This is a genomic window from Nitrosomonas sp. GH22 (assembly GCF_009833115.1).
GTDB classification, from domain to species: domain Bacteria; phylum Pseudomonadota; class Gammaproteobacteria; order Burkholderiales; family Nitrosomonadaceae; genus Nitrosomonas; species Nitrosomonas eutropha.
The window spans coordinates 181,694-197,397 of the sequence record NZ_QRCA01000009.1 but is presented as its reverse complement, the minus strand read 5'-3'; the positions used below and the strand labels follow the sequence as shown (position 1 = coordinate 197,397).

The following is a 15,704-nucleotide window of genomic DNA, read 5'->3' as shown; positions in this document are numbered from 1 at the left end:
AAACAAACATGCAAGCTACCGATTTCCAGTCACAATCGTTGCACAGTGATCCAATCTTTGGATAAGATCAGAAACGTTAGTCTGTCGGGTGTTACGAAAACAAGTTGTTATGGCCGGATTTTTTATATTTCTCAAGCGGCCTGAGCAATACTTCGTGCAGACAGAATAATACATCTCGGGTCAGCTTAAAAAACTGTCGCGAGCAGATCAGGTGTCGTAAGTTTCTTGAGGTGCCTTTCAATATAACAAGCTGTTTCATAAGGGGAACACATGAACAATATAGGAAAAGGATTGCTGATTTCTCTCGCAATCACCTGGTCAAGCCTGGCTTTTTCAGTACAGGATGGAGAACATGCTGCAGCCTCTACACCTGTGGAAGAAACAGCCCCGGCCCCGGCCACCGCCGAATCCGAAACTGTGATCAAGGTAGATGAAAATGCACTACCCAGCGGTATTGGCTGGCAACTGATACGCAAAGTTGAAATGGGTAATTCAGGAAAATTTGTGAATATGGTGTTGATAGAAAAAGGGCGGCAAGCAGATAAAACGATATACAGCTCTGCCATTCACAAGCTGTGCGCAAACGAGAAAGAGTTCTGCAGAATACGTTTCTGGGTACAAAAATACTTCATTCCTGAAAAAGCCTCCCTCACGCTGGAGCAGCAAAAATCCCAACAGGCCGACCACCTGTTTAATCGTGCAGCAGGTATTCACAGAACGCTCTGGGCTTGCACCATCGACCCAACCAGCGAATCCTGCATTCAGTAGTTATTACCTTGTTTCTGAGCTTGCCGGATGTATTATTTCAGCACAGATCAGAAACATCTCTTCCAGAAATAGCCTGGGGTTGAGCGGGTGGTGTGCCAGTTGCTGTGAAGCAGCCAGATCACGCCATAGAAATCCAACCGCAACCGGATCTATGACTGCCGCCTGCCGCTTGATGGCATCCATCTGCTGCAGGTGGTAACGCACCCTTCCACTAAGGTGGCAGCTCATCAGGTCATAGCACCATTTCTGCATCCAGCTGGTCACACTGGATAAATCCTGCTTGTACAGTTTTTCTGCCAATCCGATTGGATCAAATTTCTCCGGCACACATAAACTCTGAATAAAATCAGCATGAGGCGAAGATTGTTGCTCGTCATAGTGCAATGCCAGCAATGGTGAGAAACTCGACATGGCCAAACGGAAATCAGGTTGTGCAATTCCCTGTTGAATCAACCAGTCTTTTGCAAGTTTACGATCCGGCGTCGGCATGGCAATCTGCCGACAGCGGCTCAGAATAGTTGCCGGAATCATTGACGTTCCGTGCGCTATCAGAATAAACAACACTTCTGGCGGCGGTTCTTCCAGCTTTTTCAGCAACGCATTGGCAGCAGCTGCATTCATTGCCTCGGCCGGATGAATCAACACCACCTTGTAGCGATTCTGGTGTGCGCTCAGATAGATAAAGTCATCCAGTGTACGGATCTGCGCAATCGTGATCTGCTGACTCGGCTTTTTGCCAGACTTTGTACCACCAGCCTCCTCCTGCTTTTCTTCGCTATTCCTGTCTGCCGTCCCATCCTGAACTGACAACGCTTCCGGCTCCAGCAAACGGAAATTCGGATGCAGCCCCTGTTCAAACCAGTAACAATCCTGACATTTTCCGCATACCCTCCCTGCTGCATCTACCTGTTCACACAGCATGGATCGCACCAGAGCAAGAGCAAAACCCAGCTTACCAGTTCCTTTGCGCCCTTTTAGCAATAGGGCATGATGCCGCCTCAAACTGTCCGGCTGCCGGATCTGCTGCCAGATTGTCTGCTGCCATGGAAAAATTTCAGCCACAGTCATTTTTGAAGTTACCCTATCTTAAAAAAATAGTTTTTCATTAAATAAAGAAACTGCCTTTAATAAAGGCATTGCAGTTTAGCGCGATTTCCAACAAGCATGACCCGGATCGGAAACACTGGCACCCAATCTGGCTGTTTGAATATCCTGGTGATAAAGTCTGCATCCCCCCAAAAAAAGAACAAGGAAAGCAAGGTAATCAGGTAATCACGCAATGTTATTGACATTAACTGATCCATAAATAATCACCAAAACCATGACACACAACGACACCACCGTAGAGGAACTGCCAAATATACACCCGCTCCCTTCCTTCTGGCAGGCACTCATTTGTTTTACAGGAATACTGCTGCTGATTGCATCGGGTTTGTTCGTGTTTCAAATCAGCCTACACGCACTCATTTTTCTGGCGTTGATCTGGGCAGGCCTGCATACCCATAGCCTGGGTTATTCGTTTGCTGCCATTCGCAGTATGATGGATGAAGGCATCGTCAGGGCATTGCCGGCGATTTACATTTTCCTGCTGATCGGCATGGTAATCGCCAGCTTTATGCAAAGCGGCACCATCGCAAGTTTGCTGTATTTTGGCCTTGACTGGCTCAATCCCACCCTGTTTCTGGCAACCGGTTTTGTATTGTGCAGCTTGATGTCGGTTGCAACCGGCACCTCCTGGGGCACCGTCGGCACCATCGGCGTAGTACTGATCGGAATTGGCAATGCTATGGGCATTCCACTGCCACTGGTGGCCGGCATGATCGTCTCCGGCGCAACATTTGGTGACAAGCTGTCACCGATTTCCGACACCACCAATCTCGCGGCAATAAGTGCTGGTACGAATCTATACCGACATATCGGCTCAATGCTGTACACCACGCTGCCCACATTCATAATTGTTCTGGCTATTTTTCTCGTATGGGGACTGCAGTACGGCGATTATCATCTTCCGCAAGCACATCTGGCAGAAATCCGCAGCGCGCTGGCACATTCCTATCGAATGAACGGGGCGATAACGCTGTTACCCCTGCTAGTGATGCTGGGCATGAGTATGAAACGCTACAGTGCCGAAACCAGTATGACATGCAGCATCCTGCTGGCAATGCTGATCGCCGTGGCCTATCAAGGAAGAGATACTGTCAATGTCATCAACGCGCTGTGGCTGAACACACCCGGCCATACCGGCATCGCCAATATTGACGAATTACTTGGACGCGGCGGTTTATACAGCATGGCCTGGACTTTGCTGTTATCCATCATGGCGCTAGCACTGGGCGGCATCCTGTATCGTGCCAGATTCTTGCAAGTACTATTGATGCGGCTGATTGCGCCAATCAACCGAGCCAGTGCCCTGATTGCCGCCACTATTGCTTCCGGCCTGGCCGGTAACCTGGTTATGGGAGAGACGTATATTTCCATCATCCTCACCTGCCAGCTGTTCAGGCAACCTTATCGGGAAAAACAGCTGGATCTGGCCGTGTTATCGCGTTCCACTGAAGAAGGTTCCACACTGACCGCCGGCCTGATCCCGTGGACAACAGCAGGTGTTTTTTACGCCGCAACACTGGGTGTACCAACACTGGACTACGCCGCGTATGCTCTGCTTAACGTGCTAAATCCCCTGGTTTCAATCATCATGGCCATGCTGGGAATCGGCCTGCTGCGTGCCAGGCACCCTGTGGAGAGTTAATATGATATTCCACTCCTGCCAGACATAATCTTCCCGAAAAAGTAAAATCTCTATTTATTCAGCATTTTACCAACATAAAAATTGTTGATAATAGATTAACCCACCCGCTGGCACTATCGGGAGTAGAGAATGCCAGGCGCGCTCCGAGGCAGCGATCGCCAGCAGCTAAAGCCACAAGCAAATAGAAAAGAACAAGGAAATACCCAATGGTTAAATCCAATAACAACAAAACCACCGATCATCTCGGCTTTGAAGCTGAGCTTTTCAAGGCTGCCGACAAGCTGCGCGGCAACATGGAACCCAGCGACTACAAGCACGTCGCTTTGGGGCTGATCTTCCTCAAATACATTTCCGACGCCTTCGAGGCTCGCCATGCGGAGCTAGCGGCCGAAAGTGCAGCAGCCGCCGAAGATAAAGACGAGTACCTCGCGGACAACATCTTCTGGGTACCCAAGGAGGGACGCTGGTCACACCTCAAGGCCAACGCCAAACGCCCTGAAATCGGCACCCTGATCGACGACGCCATGCGCGCCATCGAGAAGGACAACGAATCCCTCAAGGGCGTGCTACCCAAGGACTACGCCCGCCCGGCGCTGAACAAGGTGATGCTGGGCGAGCTGATCGACCTGATCTCGGGCATCGCCATGAACGAGGGCGGCGACAAATCGAAAGACGTGCTTGGCCGGGTCTACGAATACTTCCTCAGCCAGTTCGCCGGCGCCGAAGGCAAGCGCGGCGGCGAGTTCTACACCCCGCGCTCGGTGGTACAGGTGCTGGTGCAGATGCTCGAACCCTACGCCGGTCGCGTCTACGACCCCTGCTGCGGCAGCGGTGGCATGTTCGTGCAGAGCGAGAAGTTCGTACTGGAGCACGGCGGCCGCATTGGCGACATCGCCATCTACGGCCAGGAGAGCAACTACACCACCTGGCGCCTGGCCAAGATGAACCTTGCCGTGCGCGGCATCGACTCCGATATCCGCTGGAACAACGAAGGCAGCTTTCACAAGGACGAGCTGCGCGACCTGCGCTTCGACCACATCCTCGCCAACCCGCCCTTCAACATCTCCGACTGGGGCGGCGACCGCCTGCGCGAAGACCCGCGCTGGCAATTCGGCGTGCCGCCCGTGGGCAACGCCAACTACGCCTGGCTGCAGCACATCCACTGGCACCTGGCCCCCTTTGGCACCGCCGGCGTGGTGCTGGCCAACGGCTCCATGAGCTCCAACCAGAGCGGCGAAGGCGAAATCCGCAAGGCCATGGTGGAAGCCGACGCCGTGGACTGCATGGTTACCCTGCCGGGGCAGTTGTTCTACTCCACGCAGATCCCCGCCTGCTTGTGGTTCCTGGCTCGTGACAAATCCAACGGCAAGCGCGGCTCTCTATCAAAAGGCGGGGAGACTCTGCGCGACCGGCGCGGCGAGGTGCTGTTTATCGACGCCCGAAACATGGGCACGCTGGTGGACCGCACCCGGCGCGAACTTACCGACGAGGACATCCAGAAGATCGCCGACACCTACCATGCCTGGCGCGGCGAGAAGGTAGCGGGCGACGCACAGGGAAGTGCTAGTGTCGCGGGAGGCAGGATGCCGGGAGCGACCCAGTACGCGGACATCCCCGGCTTCTGCAAGGCCGCCACGCTGGAAGAAATCCGCAAGCACGGCCATGTGCTCACCCCCGGCCGCTACGTCGGCGCCGAAGCCGCCGAGGACGACGGTGAAGCCTTTGCCGACAAGATGCAGCGGCTCAGCGCCCAGTGGCGCGAGCAGCAGCAGGAAGCGGCGCGGCTGGATGTCGAAATTGAGGCCAACCTGAGGGAGCTTGGGTATGGGGGGTGAATTCCATCCACTTACGCTTGGGGCCGTATGCTCCAAGATTGGCAGCGGCGCAACTCCTCGTGGCGGCAAGGAGGCGTATCGCGGCGGAGCTACGTCATTGATTCGCAGCCAGAACATCTACAACGACCGCTTCGTTCACGAAGGTCTCGCATTCATCGACGACGATCAAGCTGACGAACTCCGCAACGTCGTTGTGGAAGCCGATGATGTTCTTCTCAACATCACCGGTGATTCGGTCGCGCGTTGCTGCCAAGTTGACCCTGCTGTGTTGCCGGCACGAGTAAACCAGCATGTGGCAATCGTCCGTCCACGGCCGGAAACGCTTGACGCAAGATTTCTGCGTTACTCGCTCGTAAGTCCATCGATGCAAGCGCACTTACTCGCTCTGGCATCCGCCGGCGCAACTCGAAACGCACTCACCAAAGGGATGCTCGAAAAACTTGTAATCGCTGCACCCTCTGTACCTGAACAACGCGCCATCGCCCACATCCTCGGCACGCTGGACGACAAGATCGAACTCAGCCGCCGCCGCAACCAGACCCTGGAGGCCATGGCCCGCGCCCTGTTTAAGGACTGGTTCATCGACTTCGGCCCCGTCCGCGCCAAATTGGAAGGCCGCTGGCAACGCAACCAATCACTCCCCGGCCTGCCCGCGCACCTCTACGACCTCTTCCCCGACCGGCTCGTCGAATCAGAACTGGGCGAGATTCCGGAGGGGTGGGAAATTCGACGAGTATCTGATTTTCTGAGTCTTGCTTATGGTAAATCATTGCCAGCTAAAGCCCGAAGCCCTGGCAACGTTCCAGTATATGGCTCTGGTGGTATCACAGGTGTTCATAATATAGCTCTTATTGATAGTGAAGCCGTTATTGTGGGGCGAAAGGGAACTGTCGGCAGTTTGTATTGGGAGCAATCCCCCAGCTACCCAATAGATACAGTTTTTTATGTACAGCCTTTGGTTTCGCTACCTTTTTGTTATCACTTGCTTGAGTCACTCCCGCTGCGTGATATGAACACTGATGCAGCCGTCCCTGGTTTGAACCGTAAGAATGTTTATCGACTTGAAGTTGTGTCACCACCTGAAGTATTGCTCGAAAAATTTTCTGTCTTAGCAAGAAAACTGAGAGAGAAAATTTTTACAGCACAAAACGAGTTGCACTTGCTCACCCAACTCCACGACACCCTGCTCCCGAAACTGATCGCTGGCGAACTGCGTATCGTAGATGCCGAGAAATTCATGGAGAGGACCGGGATATGAGCACGACTCCCGGAAAGACTTACAGCGAAGGGCTCAAGACAGCACGACTGCTGATGGTGCTGAGCAGTATCTCGCCGCTGTTTATTCTCTGGGCCATTCGCGGCAACAGCCTGATCCCGGATCATTACTTCATCGGCTTCTGCACGTCGATGGTCCTGCTGCCCAACGCTTTCCTATGGCTGCGTATCGGCACGGCCAAGCGGAATAACGACCGGCGCGAGGTGACTGTCGGTACAGCCGACGATCATCGCGACCATATTCTAGTCTACCTGTTTGCGATGCTGCTACCCTTCTACTCGGAAGATCTCGGCACGCTACGCGATCTGGCCGCGACGTTCGCTGCGCTGTCGCTCATCGTATTCCTGTTCTGGCACTTGAATCTGCACTACATGAATCTGATGTTTGCCGTGTTCGGCTACCGCGTATTTACCGTCTATCCGCCTGCTGATGGCAATCCACTGACCGGAAAAACGCGATACGCTGTCATCACCCGCCGTGTCAGCCTCTCGCCAAATGAGAAGCTCACCACCTACCGTCTGAGCGACACCGTATACCTGGAGGCTGAATGAATCTTGCGTTTGATCTCAACAAAGTAACGCTCATCGAATTCGGTGTCGGCCGTGACGACGGAAACGGGCAGACGTTTGTGGCCGTACCGGTGGATGCTAAGGTACAGACGACTTTGTGCGAAATGACGCAGGCGACCTGGCAGGCCATGCAGCAGGATAAAGACGGCCCCACAAAATATGAACCCTCGGACAAGCACGGCGGTGTGGAGTGGCTCTATCTGCCGTTAGCCGATGATATGGCCGCTGGCATGCGCGATTTGCATCAGGTAGTGAACCTGCCCATGGATGCAGCTGCCCTTACCTCGCCCGCTGATATATTTTGCTACTTCGTACGGCTGACGGACGACGAGCAGCACAAGCTCACCGCCTTGCGGCGAGCGACCCAGTTCAAGGGTATCGTCAAGAACAAGGGACGCCTGATTCGCTGGTTTGACGACACCTTGCAGATTGTCGAAGATACTATCTTCAAACTAGACAGTGATTTCGACCTGCTCATTGACGAACAGAATGTTCACATTCTTCGCCCGAGCGGCTTCGAGTTTGCGGGCCAGCTGCAACAGGCAATCCTCAATGCAGTGCCCGGCAATGTGGCCGTGATCCAGGCAGAACTGACTTACATCGAATTCGACAGTATCAAACAGTACGCGGCCAAACATCCCCGCGCCGCACGCTATCTCGCCTCGATTCGCACGCAAAAGGAAATAAAGGACATCGACAAGACCTCACTCAAAAAGCTCTGCAAGAGCACGGGCGTTGACGTCTCTGAATCGAACGGCAAAGTGATCATTGCTGCTGGCTATGAAATGGCGTTTCTGCAAGTTCTTGACCGCCGTCGTTACCAATTGGAGTTGGTAAAAAACAAGCCGGAAAAGTTTGTGGCCGCAAGCAGGAAACCAATCAAATGACCTGTATCCCCGTCAACCCCGAGCTGCTGACCTGGGTGCACGAGTGCGCCGGGCTGGATGCACTCGCATCGGTGCGACGATTTTCCAAGCTGCTCTCAGGCGAACTGCGCGTACTCGATGCCGCGCGCATCATCGAAGAACAAGGAGTACTGTAATGGCATTTCTGTCGGAGGCTGCCGTGGAGCAAGCACTGTTGGATCAGTTACGTGCTTTAGGCTACAGCATTGAGCAAGAGGAAATCATCGGCCCCGACGGTAAGCAGTCTGAGCACGAGAGTCATGATGAGGTTGTGCTCAAGAAGCGCTTCGAGGATGCAGTCGCGCGTCTGAACCCTGGCCTACCGCTGGAAGCGCGTCAGGATGCGGTTCACAAAGTGATGCAGTCAGAGCTGCCCTCACTGCTGGAGGAGAACCGCCGCTTGCACAAGCTGCTGACGGAAGGTGTAGATGTGGAGTACTACACCAACGATGGCACCCTGACGGCGGGCAAGGTCGCGCTGATTAACTTTGAACATCCAGAACAAAACGACTGGCTGGCTGTGAGCCAGTTTGTGGTAATCAACGATCAAAATAACCGGCGGCCCGATGTGGTGGTATTCGTCAACGGGTTACCGTTAGGTGTGATTGAGCTGAAAGCACCGGGTAACGCTGGAGCACATCTGCTGGGCGCATTTAACCAATTGCAAACCTACAAACAGCAGATTCCGCAACTTTTTAACACCAACGCACTGCTGGTGACCTCCGACGGTATTACGGCACGAGTGGGGTCGCTATCGGCAGACCTTGAGCGTTTTATGCCATGGCGCACCACCGACGGCACACGCATCGAACCCAAAGGCATGCCGGAGATGGCCACGCTGATCGAGGGCGTGTTTGAACAGGGGCGGTTTCTTGACCTGCTGCGCCACTTCACCGTGTTTGGCGAAGGCACGTCCGGCCTGATCAAGATCATCGCCGGTTACCACCAGTTTCACGCGGTGAAGAAGGCTGTCACATCAACACTGCGGGCCAGCATGGAAAACGTGCAGGCAGAAGACCCGGCGGCGTACGGTCTGCCAAGCGTGGACACGCAACCCGAGGGCGACCGCAAAGCGGGCGTGATCTGGCATACGCAGGGCTCCGGCAAAAGCTTGCTGATGGCGTTCTATGCGGGCCTCCTGGTGTTCGACCCCCGCATGGCCAATCCCACGCTGGTGGTGTTGACCGACCGCAACGACCTGGACGACCAGCTCTTTGCGACCTTCGCCATGTGCAAGGACCTGCTCCGGCAGACGCCGGTGCAGGCGCAGGACCGCGAGCATCTGCGCGCCCTGCTCAACCGGGCTTCCGGTGGCGTGATCTTCACCACGCTGCAGAAGTTCTCGCCGGCGGTGGACGAGACCGATTTCCCGGCGCTGACCGATCGCTCCAACGTCGTGGTCATCGCCGACGAGGCGCACCGCAGCCAGTATGGCTTCAAAGCGAAGGTGGCCAGCAAGACCGGCGAGATCGCCTACGGCTTTGCCAAGTACCTGCGCGATGCACTGCCCAATGCCTCCTTCATCGGTTTCACCGGCACGCCCATCGAGGCGACCGATGTGAACACCCCGGCGGTGTTCGGCCACTACATCGACATCTACGACATCAGCCGCGCGGTGGAAGACGGCGCCACGGTGCCGATCTACTACGAATCGCGCCTTGCGCGCATCGAGCTGGACGAGGACGAAAAGCCGCGCATCGATGCCGAGATCGAGGCGCTGCTGGAGGACGAAGACGAACCCAGCGCCGAACGCACCAAGCAGAAGTGGAGCACGGTCGAAGCGCTGGTTGGCAGCGACAAGCGACTCGCCCTGGTGGCCGCCGACCTGGTGCAGCACTTCGAGGACCGGGTGGCGGCACTCTCAGGCCGCGCGATGATGGTGTGCATGAGCCGGCGCATCTGTGTGGCGCTGTATGACCAGATCATCAAGCTGTGCCCCGACTGGCACAGCAACGATGACAACGCCGGCAGCATCAAGATCGTGATGACCGGCACGGCGTCTGACCCGGTTGAGTGGCAACAGCACATCGGAAACAAGGCGCGCCGTGATCTGCTGGCCAAGCGTGCCCGTGATCCGCAGGACCCGCTGCGGCTGGTGATCGTGCGCGACATGTGGCTGACTGGCTTCGATGCGCCCAGCATACATACCATGTATATCGACAAGCCGATGCGTGGCCACGGCCTGATGCAGGCCATTGCCCGCGTTAACCGGGTGTTCCGTGACAAGCCGGCGGGCTTGATCGTGGATTACATCGGCATTGCCCAGAACCTGAAGTCGGCCCTCGCCCAGTATTCCAAACCGGATCAAGACAAAACCGGTATTGATGAGCGGGAGGCCGTGGCGGTGTTGTTGGAGAAGGTCGAGATTGTGCGCGACATGTTCTTTGGGTTCGACTACCAAACCGGCCTTGGCGGCACGCCCAGCGAGCGGCTGGCGATGATGGCCAGCGCCATCGAATGGATACTCGACAAGCAGCAGCAATGGGCGGCGGCAGAAAAGACGCCAGAGGCTTCGAGGCAGGCGCGACGGCGCTTTGCCGATGGCGTACTGAGTCTATCGAAGGCCTTTGCACTGGTGGCAAGTTCGGATGAAGCGCGCGGCATCCGCGAGGAAGTCGGTTTCTTCCAGGCCATCCGTGCTGCGCTAGTCAAGACGGCGGGCGGTGCAGGGGCTATCCGGCAGGATCGGGAACTAGCCATCCAGCAGATCGTCAGCCGTGCTGTGGTCTCCACCGAGATCGTCGATATCCTTGCTGCTGCTGGCATCCAGACGCCGGATATCTCCATCCTCTCCGACGAGTTTCTGCTTGAAGTGCAGCAGATGGAGAAAAAGAATCTGGGGCTGGAAGCGCTGCGCAAGCTGCTCAATGACAGCATCCGCTCGCGCACCCGCACCAACGTGGTTGAGACTCGCGCTTTCACCGAGCGGTTGGAAGACGCCATTGCCCGTTATCACGCCAATGCTATCACCACCGCCGAGGTGCTGCAGGAACTGATCAATTTGGCGCAGGACATTCGCGCCGCGCGCAATCGCGGCGAGGAACAGGGCTTATCCCTTGATGAGATCGCCTTTTACGACGCGCTGGCGGAGAACGAATCTGCTGTGCAGGTGATGGGTGACGACAATTTGCGGGTTATCGCTCACGAGCTGCTGGTCAGCCTGAAAGAAAACATTGCCGTTGACTGGGCCCACCGTGAATCGGCCCGGGCGCGGCTGCGCGTGCTGGTCAAGCGCATCCTGCGCAAATATGGCTACCCACCCGACCTGCAGGATGCGGCGGTGCAGACCGTATTGCAGCAGGCGGAGGCATTGTCGTCAGAATGGAGTGTGGCTGGATATGGATGAAACCTGATTGGAATGATTTATGGCTGAAGTCCGGGTAATCATCTAATAGCAAGGAATACAACGACAGCACTGTCTTTCAGTATATTCTTCCCATCTGGCGTCTCTCTGATATCTGGCTGTTTACTCATGCCAAACTTACATTCTGTATCCGGAGCTCGCTTGAGCCGACCAGAATTTCTCTACAACTTCCACCATGGCTGTTCTGACTTCTTCCAGCGACAAGCTGCCATCCACTACTCTGATCCGTTCAGAAAATTGTTTGGCGCGTTGCAGATAGGCTTGTCGCACACGCTCAAAAAACAGATCTGGTTCCAGCTCAAAGCGATCGGCCGTTCTGGCGGATTGTACCCGCTGGCGGCTGATTGTCACCGGTACGTCGAAGTACACCGTCAGATCAGGAGAAAACCCTTTCTGCACCCATTGTTCCAGAATTTCCAGCCTGGCTGATGGCACTCCCCTGCCGCCGCCCTGGTAGGCAAAACTGGCGTCAGTAAAACGATCTGAAATTACCCAGGCACCACGCTCCAATGCTGGCAATATCACTTTGTCCAGATGCTCTCTCCGCGCGGCAAACATCAACAACGTCTCGGTTTCAGCGTGCATCGCCTGGCGATGATCCAGCAACAATTGCCGTAATTGTTCACCCAGCGCGGTGCTACCTGGTTCACGCGTCACGATTACCTCCAGCCCCTTATCACGCAGGAAACTCGCCAGCCAGGCCAGATGGGTGCTTTTCCCCGCCCCGTCTATCCCTTCAAAAGTAATAAATTTTCCGCGTTGCAAGATAATCACTCAATTAAAATGGTTAACGGGCGTTTTTATGGCGGCACCCTTAAAATTTCAGAACTCATGCCGGCAATTCAATCATATCCATGCTAATCGATACGGACGGTTACCTCGTTCACGCCAGATACATTCCTTCTCCCAATTGCGATGAACGGCCGGACGGGAATGATATCAGCCTGCTGGTCATCCACGCCATCAGCCTGCCCCCGGAAGAATTTGGCGGTGAAGGCGTCATTGAACTGTTTACCAACCAGATCAACCCTCAAGCACACCCGTATTATCAAGAGCTGACAGGATTAAAAGTCTCCAGCCATTTTTTTATTCGCCGTGATGGGGAAATCATCCAGTTTGTCCCCTGCACGCTGCGTGCCTGGCATGCCGGCGCCTCCTGCTGGCAAGGCCGCACCCGGTGCAACGATTTTTCCATTGGTATTGAGCTGGAAGGCAGTGATAATCAACCATTTGCACCAATTCAGTACGCCCGTTTGGTTAAACTCACCCAAGCACTACAGGCAACCTACCCTATTCATGACATTGTCGGGCACGTCGATATTGCGCCACAAAGGAAAACTGACCCAGGCCCCTGCTTTGACTGGCAAAGCTATCGGGAAGCACTCGAAATAACCCGGTAGTTTGCAGGTGATGCACTATGCTTGCCCGCCCTGCATCACCACCAGATTCAAACAGAGCCCGGCAATCAGCCAACCAGTTCCATGGAATTAACTGGCCTGGCCAGGTTCTTGCAAATCCAGTTCCCGCGCGCAAAAACAAGTATCAGCCAGCCCAGCATCAGCAAAAAAAGTGTTCCCGGCACAGGGATGGCCCGGGCAAAAACAGAACCAAACAGAGCGTGCGCTTGCGTGGTAGGGTGCAGGTCATCCCAGTATATGTATTGATCCGGGTTGCTGCATTGCACCCCTCCTGCCTGAAAAGCCAGGCAGCTTGCCTGTGCATTGGTAAAACCATACACAGCCGGGTCACCAACAATCCGATTGAAAAAGGAATAGGTATCAAATTGGAGAATTTCAGCAACAGGAAACTGCGTACCCAGCGCTGCCAACTCGGAAGACAGCGCCGTATTAAACGTGGTGGAGAATAATGTGGCCAGCCCTTGCACATTTCCTTCTGCAGCCAGCGGTGTCAGGCCCAGATCAGGCAGGTTGGGCACAAAAAAATGAGTGGCTCCAGCCGCCATGAGTTTGTCTACATTGGCTGCGATATTCTGCGCTGCAGCAGTGGGGGAATCTAATGTCAGAAAATCATTTGCTCCACCCCAGACAAAATACAACGCATCCGGATCAGCCACGCCTCCCGAAGCAAGCAGATAACCTTCAATTTCCAGACTAATGCCAGGTAATCCGAAAATGCCGGATGAGGTTGCAGACCCTCTATCACCATAGTTACCGATACCGCTGGTTGCTCCGGCGACGGAGAAATTAAAAAAATTGCCTGAATTAGCGCCACCAGGCAGGATTGAATTTGCCAGATATTCAACCGCTACCGGTCCATTGGAGTAATGCCCGCCCACATAAGGTGGACAGGGATGGGTGGGATCACAATTATTTCCCAGCAGCTTGTAAATACTCGTTACCGCAGTCGGGCTGTTACCGCCATCCGAGAGACTATCGCCAAACGCGTACAGGCTGGTAAACGGCGTTGCCCAGACAGCTCCGGACAACATGAAGGCCAGGAAAAGCACACCCATTATCAGTTTTTTCACAATTTCTCCTCATGGCAGATTGATTGAAAAAGATACTACTGTATGCATTTTGAATCCCTGGAAACCTTTGCACAACTCTGGAATGCTTCAGAATACGGCAGCAGTAGCTATCGAGAAACTGGTATTCAGTTGCTGGCGTGCATGTTCGGCGGCAAAGCGCGGCAATGGGCTAGGTACAAAAGCTCGCACTGATTCACCCCGCGCGGTAGAAATGACGAGAGTGCCACGGGTTATTTTCCTGGAAACTCACTTCAGCTGAATTTCCCATGTAAATGCCGACTAACAATTCATTCAAACCGACGCCGCTTCGCGTCCTGCCTTAATTCCCACGTTATGTGCTCAAAATCGATCAAACCAACTGAAGAAAAGTGATAGCTATAAATATCAAAGAGTTCATTTTGATAATTCTCACACTCAGTGTTATCGATTCGGCAATAGCTGCTGACCTAAGTTGCCGCAAAGATTCATTCGCTACAATCCATTGTAGTAGTAACGCATAATAATTTATCCATGCAAATACCGGCCTGCAGCTCATACCGCTGATTTTGGGCATTAAACCTTCTTAGTCAAACTAGACGATGCTTCTATTGCAGACTGCGAAAAACCAGTGCCTGGGCAAATAAATAACCGGCAACACCAATTACTGCGACAAGCATGAGGGAGCACGCTAGTATTCTCCGACGCCGGTCAAGTGGTAAATTCCAGTCAATTCGCCCGGTTGCAGCAAGCCATTCATTCACGCTGATGCCCAAGATCAGCCACAGTAACCCCACCAAATAGCCCGCCCAGACATCGCTCAGGTAGTGTACGCCGAGCACAATGCGGCTGAGTCCGATCAGAAAAATAAATCCCATCATGGCAAAGCATAATTTGATCCGTGTATCCCACTTCTGCACAGATCTGATCAGCAAATACCCCAGAAATCCATAGAAAGCGACTGACAGGGTGGCATGGCTGCTTGGGAAGGAATAGGATGGTTCAAACAGCACAGCGCCATCCGGCCGGAGCCGCTGAAAAATCAATTTGTTCAGCACACTGAACAGGGAGGCTCCCAGTAACGAAGTTATCAAGCCTATGGCAGCAAATCTGCGGTTCACCAGCCATAGCAACAAACATGCCACCACCAGCAATATGCCGATTATCGGCGGTGCACACCAATTCGTAATCCAGATGGCAACAGGAATAAGTTCTGGCGCACGAAATGTGGAAATCAACCGGGCAGCAATATGGTCAACCACAACGATCGAATCGGAAGTAGCGACATCTTCAGCAACTTCTACAAGCAAAACCAACGTAACGGCAAGCGACAAGAAAAGAAGTGTCAGTGGAAGGCCGAAAAAATGGGTGTAATCAGCACGCTCCGCCAGAAACCGGATGCTGCCGGGATGTCGGCGCATCCACCGGTGCACGTATGGATTGCAAATAAACTTGCTCTTGAGTACATGGCCCAACGATACCGTTGCCCGCCATAACCTGTTGCCATAGCGAAGCAGGTAATATTGGACAAGCCACAGCATGATCCAGGCGGCCAATATGGCCAGCAACGCTGCCAAAAAAGCTACCCCGCCAAGCATATGAAAATGCTCAATTGAAAGCAGAACAGTTACAAAGAATTGCTCCATCACCGAAAATTGACAGTAGGATTAAATTTTTCCAGCATATACTCCGATTTCTATTTCTCTCTGCAACCACACGCCTCTACATACGTAATCGTTACAATTATTGCGTGATCATGATTCATTTTGTGGAA

At 54.0% G+C, this 15,704-nt stretch carries 14 protein-coding genes; 10 read left to right on the top strand and 4 right to left on the bottom strand.

Annotated features, from left to right (window positions below):
• Window positions 1-270 precede the first annotated feature (270 nt).
• The gene (locus ABF86_RS02780; RefSeq protein ID WP_074684744.1) at window positions 271-768 is read left to right on the top strand and encodes a hypothetical protein; all 498 of its coding nucleotides are present in this window, start codon (window positions 271-273) and stop codon (window positions 766-768) included.
• Between the two features lie 3 nt (window positions 769-771).
• Here ABF86_RS02780 and holB read toward each other — a convergent pair whose 3' ends face one another.
• Entirely contained in the window at window positions 772-1,836 is a 1,065-nt protein-coding gene (gene holB, locus ABF86_RS02775) for a DNA polymerase III subunit delta' (protein ID WP_011633660.1), read from the bottom strand.
• A 253-nt stretch (window positions 1,837-2,089) separates the two neighbouring features.
• Between holB and nhaC the strand changes: the two genes are divergently transcribed.
• The 7 genes from nhaC to ABF86_RS02740 all read left to right on the top strand — a co-directional run bounded on the left by nhaC (window position 2,090) and on the right by ABF86_RS02740 (window position 11,448).
• Complete coding sequence (nhaC, locus tag ABF86_RS02770; RefSeq protein WP_160803455.1) at window positions 2,090-3,517, top strand: Na+/H+ antiporter NhaC; 1,428 nt, start codon at window positions 2,090-2,092, stop codon at window positions 3,515-3,517.
• A 206-nt stretch (window positions 3,518-3,723) separates the two neighbouring features.
• Window positions 3,724-5,352 carry a class I SAM-dependent DNA methyltransferase gene (locus ABF86_RS02765; RefSeq protein WP_011633658.1) on the top strand — a complete coding sequence of 543 codons (1,629 nt, stop codon included), beginning with the start codon at window positions 3,724-3,726 and terminating at the stop codon, window positions 5,350-5,352.
• Window positions 5,342-6,610, top strand: coding sequence for a restriction endonuclease subunit S (locus tag ABF86_RS02760; protein ID WP_160803454.1), 1,269 nt, complete (start codon window positions 5,342-5,344; stop codon window positions 6,608-6,610). The genes ABF86_RS02765 and ABF86_RS02760 overlap by 11 nt, the downstream gene beginning before the upstream one ends.
• Window positions 6,607-7,179, top strand: a complete 573-nt coding sequence (locus ABF86_RS02755) for a hypothetical protein (RefSeq protein WP_011633656.1) — start codon at window positions 6,607-6,609, stop codon at window positions 7,177-7,179. The genes ABF86_RS02760 and ABF86_RS02755 overlap by 4 nt, the downstream gene beginning before the upstream one ends.
• Window positions 7,176-8,084 (top strand): Kiwa anti-phage protein KwaB-like domain-containing protein, encoded by a 909-nt coding sequence (locus tag ABF86_RS02750; protein ID WP_011633655.1) that lies wholly within the window; start codon window positions 7,176-7,178, stop codon window positions 8,082-8,084. Before ABF86_RS02755 ends, ABF86_RS02750 begins: the two co-directional genes overlap by 4 nt.
• On the top strand, window positions 8,081-8,239 hold the full coding sequence (locus tag ABF86_RS02745; protein WP_160803453.1) for a hypothetical protein: 159 nt from the start codon (window positions 8,081-8,083) through the stop codon (window positions 8,237-8,239). The genes ABF86_RS02750 and ABF86_RS02745 overlap by 4 nt, the downstream gene beginning before the upstream one ends.
• A complete protein-coding gene (locus ABF86_RS02740) occupies window positions 8,239-11,448 on the top strand; it encodes a type I restriction endonuclease subunit R (RefSeq protein WP_160803452.1) in 3,210 nt (1,069 codons plus the stop codon). Before ABF86_RS02745 ends, ABF86_RS02740 begins: the two co-directional genes overlap by 1 nt.
• A 135-nt stretch (window positions 11,449-11,583) precedes the next feature.
• On the opposite strand, the gene tmk is transcribed toward ABF86_RS02740, so the two are convergent.
• Window positions 11,584-12,231 carry a dTMP kinase gene (tmk, locus tag ABF86_RS02735; RefSeq protein WP_011633653.1) on the bottom strand — a complete coding sequence of 216 codons (648 nt, stop codon included), beginning with the start codon at window positions 12,229-12,231 and terminating at the stop codon, window positions 11,584-11,586.
• An 89-nt stretch (window positions 12,232-12,320) separates the two neighbouring features.
• Between tmk and ampD the strand changes: the two genes are divergently transcribed.
• Complete coding sequence (ampD, locus tag ABF86_RS02730; RefSeq protein ID WP_011633652.1) at window positions 12,321-12,866, top strand: 1,6-anhydro-N-acetylmuramyl-L-alanine amidase AmpD; 546 nt, start codon at window positions 12,321-12,323, stop codon at window positions 12,864-12,866.
• Between the two features lie 65 nt (window positions 12,867-12,931).
• On the opposite strand, the gene ABF86_RS02725 is transcribed toward ampD, so the two are convergent.
• Window positions 12,932-13,954 (bottom strand): SGNH/GDSL hydrolase family protein, encoded by a 1,023-nt coding sequence (locus ABF86_RS02725; protein WP_082211240.1) that lies wholly within the window; start codon window positions 13,952-13,954, stop codon window positions 12,932-12,934.
• Between the two features lie 42 nt (window positions 13,955-13,996).
• Here ABF86_RS02725 and ABF86_RS02720 point away from each other — a divergent pair, with 42 nt between their 5' ends.
• Window positions 13,997-14,146 carry a hypothetical protein gene (locus ABF86_RS02720; RefSeq protein WP_160803451.1) on the top strand — a complete coding sequence of 50 codons (150 nt, stop codon included), beginning with the start codon at window positions 13,997-13,999 and terminating at the stop codon, window positions 14,144-14,146.
• 392 nt (window positions 14,147-14,538) lie between these two features.
• Here ABF86_RS02720 and ABF86_RS02715 read toward each other — a convergent pair whose 3' ends face one another.
• On the bottom strand, window positions 14,539-15,576 hold the full coding sequence (locus ABF86_RS02715; RefSeq protein ID WP_011633649.1) for a phosphatase PAP2 family protein: 1,038 nt from the start codon (window positions 15,574-15,576) through the stop codon (window positions 14,539-14,541).
• Window positions 15,577-15,704 lie beyond the last annotated feature (128 nt).

Bases quoted from the DNA above. Each gene is read 5' to 3' on its own strand.
- ABF86_RS02780 (WP_074684744.1), top strand. From the start codon at position 271: ATGAACAATATAGGAAAAGGATTGCTGATTTCTCTCGCAATCACCTGG.
- holB (WP_011633660.1), bottom strand. From the start codon at position 1,836: ATGACTGTGGCTGAAATTTTTCCATGGCAGCAGACAATCTGGCAGCAG.
- nhaC (WP_160803455.1), top strand. From the start codon at position 2,090: ATGACACACAACGACACCACCGTAGAGGAACTGCCAAATATACACCCG.
- ABF86_RS02765 (WP_011633658.1), top strand. From the start codon at position 3,724: ATGGTTAAATCCAATAACAACAAAACCACCGATCATCTCGGCTTTGAA.
- ABF86_RS02760 (WP_160803454.1), top strand. From the start codon at position 5,342: ATGGGGGGTGAATTCCATCCACTTACGCTTGGGGCCGTATGCTCCAAG.
- ABF86_RS02755 (WP_011633656.1), top strand. From the start codon at position 6,607: ATGAGCACGACTCCCGGAAAGACTTACAGCGAAGGGCTCAAGACAGCA.
- ABF86_RS02750 (WP_011633655.1), top strand. From the start codon at position 7,176: ATGAATCTTGCGTTTGATCTCAACAAAGTAACGCTCATCGAATTCGGT.
- ABF86_RS02745 (WP_160803453.1), top strand. From the start codon at position 8,081: ATGACCTGTATCCCCGTCAACCCCGAGCTGCTGACCTGGGTGCACGAG.
- ABF86_RS02740 (WP_160803452.1), top strand. From the start codon at position 8,239: ATGGCATTTCTGTCGGAGGCTGCCGTGGAGCAAGCACTGTTGGATCAG.
- ampD (WP_011633652.1), top strand. From the start codon at position 12,321: ATGCTAATCGATACGGACGGTTACCTCGTTCACGCCAGATACATTCCT.
- ABF86_RS02720 (WP_160803451.1), top strand. From the start codon at position 13,997: ATGCATTTTGAATCCCTGGAAACCTTTGCACAACTCTGGAATGCTTCA.
- ABF86_RS02715 (WP_011633649.1), bottom strand. From the start codon at position 15,576: ATGGAGCAATTCTTTGTAACTGTTCTGCTTTCAATTGAGCATTTTCAT.